Source organism: Trueperaceae bacterium (genome assembly GCA_002707365.1).
GTDB lineage: Bacteria > Deinococcota > Deinococci > Deinococcales > Trueperaceae > UBA6957.
On sequence record PAMQ01000007.1, the window covers coordinates 101,191 to 107,500 of the forward strand.

The following is a 6,310-nucleotide window of genomic DNA, read 5'->3' on the forward strand; positions in this document are numbered from 1 at the left end:
AAATCTCTACTTAGCAAAACTCATAATAGTTGATTAAAAGTTATGCCTATATGGATAGGCCAAAACGAAAAGCGATAACTCTCTTAGAACAATCACCTGGGAGCCCTAATCGTCTCGATAACCAACTCACCGAGGTTGTATAGTTAGCACCCTCACAGTTTATTTCTCATCACGTTTCGCTAACTCCGTAACTACCTGTTGGAAAGTAATCTCTCGCTCCCGTAAGAGCATCAAAAGGTGGAAAATTAGATCTGCCGCCTCCTGGACGGTTTCTTCATCATGACCCTGTAGTGCTGCTACAACCGTCTCGCCAGCCTCCTCGATCACCTTTTGAGCTACATAACCGATCCCACGACTATGCATATTAACCACATAAGATCCTTCAGGTTCCTTCTGAATCCGATCAGCAATGGTCTCTTCGAGAGACAAGATGATCTCGCCAACCGAAGGGACAGCATTACCAGCTACCGTCCGATAAAAACATGTACGTTGTCCGGTATGGCAAGCTGGTCCGGCTGGGTCAACTCGATACAGTAGGGTATCAGCATCGCAGTCGTATCGCACCTCTATGACCTGCTGTAAAGAACCGCTCGTAGCACCTTTTCGCCATATCTCCTGACGAGTTCGACTCCAAAAATGGGCCTCCCCAGTTTCAAGGGTCAGCTCAATCGCCTCATAATTTGCGTAGGCAAGAGTCAATACCTGCCCACTGATACCGTGCTGAACCACCACCGGAACTAGACCACTAGCATCGAATTGTATGTCAGGTAACTTCATAACGACCTAGTGTACTCAACAAACTGTCCTTAGGTACGTTATAAAACTTATTTTAATCCCATAATTAAACAAGCCTAAATCCCTTTTAGGAATTAAATGGACCAAGCAAATCATTAATCTCAACTAAGTACAAATAGAAAAGCAGCCCACGCAAATAGTAAAGATAGAGCTTTCTTTTATCTGCTGATAGGACGCCATCCTGTCCTATCAGCAGATAAACCAGCTTGTATTAGCCCTGCAAAGGTCGCAGATATTGTAGGTATGCCTAGAGACGTCTGGTGTCTAATTATTTGCGAAGAGCCTTTTGGAGGTCTGCCAAAAGGTCATCATGATGCTCTAAACCAACGGAAAGCCGGAGAAGATTATCTGGGGTTGGACTATTAACTCCCTCGATACTAGCTCTGTGTTCGATAAGCGTCTCAATGCCTCCGAGGCTCGTTGCCCGAGTGACTAATTCAACATTGGCTGCAACCCGCATTGCCTCCTCACGACCACCTAACACTTCGAACGAAAGCATTGGGCCAAAACCCATCATTTGCCTTCGAGCAACCTCATGCCCAGGATGGCCCTCAAGGCCTGGATAATTAACTCGCTCAACACAAGCATGATCATCTAAGAAAAGCGCAATCAATTTAGCGCTATCTTGCTGAGCACGAACCCGATAAGGAAGGGTCTTAATGCCCCGCACAGTCAACCAACAATCAAATGGAGATGGAACCGCGCCCTCATTCACCTGGAGAAACCTTATTTTTTCAAATAAATCGACACCTTTTCGAGCAATGACAATGCCTCCCATAACATCGCCATGCCCAGCGAGATATTTCGTTGAAGCATGAATAGCTAAATCGGCACCAAGCGTAAGAGCCGGCTGAAGCGGAGGTGGCGTCCAGGTGTTATCACAAGCGACAACCGCCCCAGCATCGTGTGCGATATCTGCTACAGCTCTAATATCAGTAATCCCCAGCGAAGGGTTGGAGGGAGTCTCAAGCCAAACGAGACGCGTTGTTGAACGAACTTTGTCCGCCACTGCATGCGTGTTTGTCATATCTACAGAAGTCAGTTCAACCCCCCAAGGCACCACAGCCTGTTGGAGGAAACTACGAATACCGTGATACATCATATCGGGTACTAAAGCATGGTCACCAGGACGTAGTGACCGGAACACAGCAGCCGCAGCAGCGGAACCCGAACCAAAAGCAGCTGCGTCTTCCCCCCCCTCAAGTTCTGTCATTAATAACTCCAAAGATCGCCGATTTGGGTTATCACTTCGGGAGTAGGAAAATCCCCTAGAGTACTCACCAGACGGGTCACGCTCAAAAGTAGTCGACAGATGAATAGGTGTAACTATCGCCCCAGTATCAGAGTCGACCTCGGAACCTGCGTGAATCGCAAGTGTCTCGAAACGCATCTTTTTCATGACTTCTCCCTGTATGCCCTACGAATCATTTATTAGTAACTAGGCCCTGCGGACATGAACCCCAGCAGCCGCTAGAATTTGCTTAACATCACCTACGGAAGTTTGATCACTATGAAATATTCCAGCTGCGAGAGCAGCATCTGCTTCTCCTTCTTGGAGGACCTCCCGCATATGTTCAGCATTACCAGCTCCCCCTGAAGCAACAACTGGAATATCAACCGTCCTAGCTAGGGCTCGTGTCGCCTGAATGTCGTAACCGGTTTTCATCCCATCAGCATTTATACTATTTAAAACTATCTCTCCAGCCCCTAGAATCTGACCTTGTTCTGCCCAAGCGAGAAGCTCAAGCCCAGTCGCTTTTCGACCACCAGCTATATAGACTTCCCAGTGACCACTGCTTGATTGCAAGACATCTATTGAAAGAACCACTGCCTGTGACCCATAATGATCCGCTGCTGCCCTTATTACGTCTGGTCTCGTAACAGCCCCTGAGTTTATCGAGACCTTGTCGGCACCTGACAGGAAAAACTGTCGGAAATCCTCAAAAGTTCGTATTCCTCCACCCACGGTAAGAGGCATGAAGCACCGTTCTGCTACCTCAGCTACAACATTGAGTATCGTCCCCCGACCTTCAGCAGTTGCCGTGATGTCGTAGAAAACTAATTCATCTGCTCCCTGCTTATTATATTTTACTGCTAGGCTAACAGGGTCGCCAACATCATTCAATTCTCCCTCTTCAGCCCGCCCAAATTGCTGACCTCGGGTTGTTCTACCACCGTGAACATCTAAACAAGGGATAATTCTCTTCGCAAGCACCCGAACAGCATACCTTGACAAACAAGTTTAACGGCCATCAACAAACTAACTGCGACGAAGTTGAGATAAGATTTCAAAGTGGTGAGTATGTGGGAAAAAATCGAAAGGCCTCACATAATCCAACTGATACTGACCTTGAGTTAGATGGGTCACATCTCTAGCCCAAGTAGCCACATCACAAGACAAATATATTATTGCTGAAACATCTGATGTAAGGATTGCCTGTCTAAGCTTCTTATTTAAACCAGCCCGAGGTGGATCAACTACGAGAAGGTCAATTCCATCAGGCAACTTTAAGGATCGGGCATCTTTGAACAAAAAAACTATGTTGTCCAAACCCATACTCAACGCATCGCGATCACCTCTTTCAACACTAGCTCGATCTATCTCAATTGCCGTTACTGTTTCATAACGGTCAGCTATTTGCATTGCGATTGCTCCCCCTCCCGAAAATAATTCCCATGCAGAATGACCCCCCGAGACGATTTTATTAATTTCGCTATAGGCAAGAGCAGCGGCAGCTGGGTTTGGTTGTGCGAAAGAATTAGCAGATACTGTAATTTCTAAATTTCCGTATCGCTGTTTGATGGTTCGCGCTCCAGCCAAGCGGCTACGTCCAGATCGGAACCGACCCCGCAAATCGTAAGGGGCATACGAAACCCCAAGGATCCCTGCTGATATGAGATCATGGGCAAAATCAAGATATTCCCGCTCGGGCTTCTTTGCAATTAAGGCCACCAAGGTTTCGCCCTTCTCGTTCCCTCTAATAGCTACCTCAACAAGCCCACGAGGCAGGTACTGTTCTGTAATAGCCTCCCAAGCCAACCTAACAGAAGGAATAGCCGTGACATCCTCAGTAAGCGTTACGATCTTGTCGCTGTTGGAACTCCTGTATCCAAGGCTGCCAAACCTAACCGCTGGTTGAACCACATGTCTATACTCGAAAATATTCGGCGAAGGAGTGACAGGAGAAAATTGATGCTCTTCCCCAGAAGTCCGACGAAAAGCATCAATTAAGACCTCACGCTTTAACGCTAATTGTCTAGGATAAGTTATAAAACCGTAGTCTAGGCCAGGATGTAAGGGAGTTTCGATTCGATCCTGAGAAGCAAGCACCACCTCGTCGACCTCACCCTGAAAGACCCCTGATCTGTACTCCAATCTCGCTCGTACTACCTCGCCGGGAATACCACCTTGTACCAGGGCAATCTGGCCATCATCCAGTCGCGCGACTGCTCGTCCTCCATGAACCATTCGCTCTAATGACAGTTCTCTGTACACGACGGCAGTGTAACTGACGCAACGCGCTATACTACAAACTATGAGGCGGTCCTTTAAAGAAATTGTCGAACTGGTAGTTTTTGGCCTCATTGCTCTTCTATTAGCTACAGGCCTAATTTGGTTAATCGGTTGGGTTCTTGGTTTAGTTGGTATTGGTTTAAAATTCGTAGCTGGAATTATCTGGTCTTTACTACGGTTCCTTGTTCCGATTGCCATAGTTGCTGGCCTAGCTTACGCTTTAGTGCGATTCTTTTTAAATCGAAACAAGAATAACCCCATACCTGCGCCAGAGGATGATTCATCTACCTCTACAATCACAGCTACAGAACCTGTAAACGAATTCTCTTCTGCTACTGACAACTTAGACTCCATCAATCCCAAGGCGCCAAGGGAGACCAATGTCGTCCAGAAAGACTCCACACTCGAACCAAAATTAGAGAATAGCTTGGACGACAGTAACGAAAAGAAGTCCTAAAAGTTAATAATTCCTGCCAAATATTATTTTATAGAGCGCCCTAGTAGATCAGAGAGTTTCAAGAGGTTCCTAATTAAGACCCTTAGAACCGTCAACCTGACAATTGGCCCTAGCTTTACAAATCTCTGTTAAATAGACTACTCCGCATCTCATAGCAATAACAGCCAAAGGAATTACGTTTGATGCTTACCCCACAGCAATCCATAACATTCCTGATCTTTGGATCAAAGCTCGTTCCCAGTCTAAGTCCAAAAAATATGCAGAATTTATCTAGCTGCGGTACACTTGTCCACAATGAACCTGGGGTATTTTCGTCTAATATTTTTAGGGTCAATGCTTTGCGCTGCCCTTTCTGGGTGTCTTAAAAGAACCGACTCTTTAGCTCCAATCGTTAGCATCACTAATCCCCCTAGTGGTGCTACTAGAACGACTGAAAACCTAGTCATCGGTGGCTATGCTCTGGATGATGAGGGTATCGTTTCAATCCGAGTAAATGGTGGGGACCTCATGTCTGACTTCGGAAAAGAATCCTACGTTACTGAGATTGGAATGAAGCTTGTCCAGTTTAAATTCCGTGCTTTGCAAGAACAAGAAGGAGAAATAATCTCTTTAATAGAAGTAGAAGACACCAGCGGACGTACGTCCCGCCTAACTCATAAGTTGGTTGTTGACGCCACTGCCCCAACCCTTGAGTTTGAAGTGACCGAACTAGAAAACGGTCGTTTCAGAGTCCAGGGATTGGCACAAGATAACTTAAGTGTCCAATCAGTACGTGTAGCTGGGATTCCTCTTCAATTTATTCCTAGCCGTAACCACCAATTCACCATCGACTTTATTCCTGACGACCAGACCACAATCGAGGTAATTGACGGAGCAGGCAACCGTTACACCCAACCACTTCCATGAGTATTAACCCTTCTGATCCTCGCCTCCCTAAGGCAAGCACGACGGGCCCGAATCAAGTTCCCCTGCCAATAAGAACAGACGATATCTTTACTGGCCTATCCGTAAATGCAACCCTAAGCCTAGAAAAGAAACATGGTAACGCAGACTTAATTAGAGCCGTCAACATCCTGGATATAGGTGGTCCCTTTCAAGTAATCGACCCTTGGACACTCCAAGACCCAGATGGGCGCCATCTAATCAACGCAGGAGGTTATGCTGCCCTGCCCTTCGGCGAATCATACCCACCGCTTCTACAGTTCATAACTAACTTTATCGATGGAAACACCAGCATGGGATTACCACAGCAAGCGGCTTCAGATTGGCGAGCAGCCCTTGAAACTAACTTAGTATCTCTCCTCGCTAGTGAAGCGCCGAGCCACTCTGATAGTGGAGTGTTCTTTTCCAATAGTGGTGCAGAAGCGGTAGAGACGGCAATAAAATTTGCCCGTGGCTCCCAGCCGAGGAGCAAATACATAATCAACTTCACTTCGGCCTATCACGGTAAGACCCTCGGCGCGCTCTCCTTAACCCCTAACCCTGAACTCCAGGCTCCCTTTGCCCCACTGCTACCCGGCGTAATCACTCTTCCATATGGAAAT

At 46.8% G+C, this 6,310-nt stretch carries 6 protein-coding genes (1 of these 6 cut by a window edge); 2 read left to right on the forward strand and 4 right to left on the reverse strand.

The window, feature by feature from the left end; all coding sequences use genetic code 11:
• Positions 1 to 159 precede the first annotated feature (159 nt).
• From CMO31_02630 to CMO31_02645, 4 genes are all read right to left on the reverse strand, one after another.
• Positions 160 to 777: a bifunctional phosphoribosyl-AMP cyclohydrolase/phosphoribosyl-ATP pyrophosphatase gene (locus CMO31_02630; GenBank protein MAZ52895.1), complete on the reverse strand. Its 618-nt coding sequence runs from the start codon at positions 775 to 777 to the stop codon at positions 160 to 162.
• A 286-nt stretch (positions 778 to 1,063) separates the two neighbouring features.
• The gene (locus CMO31_02635; GenBank protein ID MAZ52896.1) at positions 1,064 to 2,185 is read right to left on the reverse strand and encodes a cystathionine gamma-synthase; all 1,122 of its coding nucleotides are present in this window, start codon (positions 2,183 to 2,185) and stop codon (positions 1,064 to 1,066) included.
• Positions 2,186 to 2,233: 48 nt separating this feature from the next.
• Positions 2,234 to 3,010: an imidazole glycerol phosphate synthase subunit HisF gene (locus CMO31_02640; protein MAZ52897.1), complete on the reverse strand. Its 777-nt coding sequence runs from the start codon at positions 3,008 to 3,010 to the stop codon at positions 2,234 to 2,236.
• 45 nt (positions 3,011 to 3,055) lie between these two features.
• Positions 3,056 to 4,507 carry an RNA methyltransferase gene (locus CMO31_02645; protein MAZ52898.1) on the reverse strand — a complete coding sequence of 484 codons (1,452 nt, stop codon included), beginning with the start codon at positions 4,505 to 4,507 and terminating at the stop codon, positions 3,056 to 3,058.
• Positions 4,508 to 5,099: 592 nt separating this feature from the next.
• On the opposite strand from CMO31_02645, the gene CMO31_02650 reads away from it, so the two are divergent.
• Both CMO31_02650 and CMO31_02655 read left to right on the forward strand, forming a co-directional pair.
• On the forward strand, positions 5,100 to 5,672 hold the full coding sequence (locus CMO31_02650) for a hypothetical protein (GenBank protein MAZ52899.1): 573 nt from the start codon (positions 5,100 to 5,102) through the stop codon (positions 5,670 to 5,672).
• A protein-coding gene (locus tag CMO31_02655) for an aspartate aminotransferase family protein (protein ID MAZ52900.1) crosses the window boundary here: on the forward strand, positions 5,669 to 6,310 show its 5' portion. The gene runs 837 nt beyond the window's last position; only the first 642 of its 1,479 coding nucleotides appear in the window; it begins with the start codon at positions 5,669 to 5,671; the stop codon falls past the right edge of the window. The genes CMO31_02650 and CMO31_02655 overlap by 4 nt, the downstream gene beginning before the upstream one ends.